Below are 545 nucleotides of genomic sequence, written 5' to 3'. Positions count from 1 at the left end.
CCTGCGTCCACGACATTTCCAACCGGCTGTCGCAGCTGCGTTCCTCCTACAGACTGATCGGCGGGACAAAGGCCCTAGAGGAGTTGGACGAACTGCGCAGCGTTCTCGACGACATCACCGTCGATCAGGTGATCAACAAGGGGATGCACGAGTTCATCGACTGGATCCAGATAAAGCTGATTCGCATCCATGGAGAACTGGGCGCTGCCTACTTCGGCTACTCATCCCTGACCGATGTCGCCGAGAGCGCCGAGTAATCTCCTTCCGCCCTTGCCGGCCCCTCGCGGCAGCCGGCCAAGGCGTCAACCTAAGGACTGGACGCCGACGGCCGGGCCGCGCAGATTATTGGCATGAGGGCAGTGCGACCCACCGACCGGATTTTGGCCACGGAGGCCCAGGCAATTGGGCCACTGCAGAACTACTATGTCCTGGAGCCCAACCTCTGCCCCTATCTGCCGGGAAGGACGGAGCGCAAGCTGCTGACCGAGATCGGCGGCGCCGACGCGCAGGAGCGATACGACCTCCTCACCCTGGCAGGCTTTCGC

The 545-nt window shown here is 62.6% G+C and carries 2 protein-coding genes; both read left to right on the top strand.

From position 1 onward, the window contains the following. Positions 1-257: alpha-E domain-containing protein (locus tag ACKGJN_RS16705; protein ID WP_409540698.1), on the top strand; the 257-nt coding region annotated here is incomplete at its 5' end. A gap of 93 nt (positions 258-350) precedes the next feature. Further along, positions 351-545: hypothetical protein (locus ACKGJN_RS16700; protein WP_409540697.1), on the top strand; the 195-nt coding region annotated here is incomplete at its 3' end.

It is taken from the genome of Gillisia xinjiangensis (assembly GCF_046298265.1).
GTDB lineage: Bacteria > Bacteroidota > Bacteroidia > Flavobacteriales > Flavobacteriaceae > Gillisia > Gillisia xinjiangensis.
The sequence above is the reverse complement of the archived record's forward strand: the minus strand, read 5'-3'. Positions and strand labels throughout refer to the sequence as shown.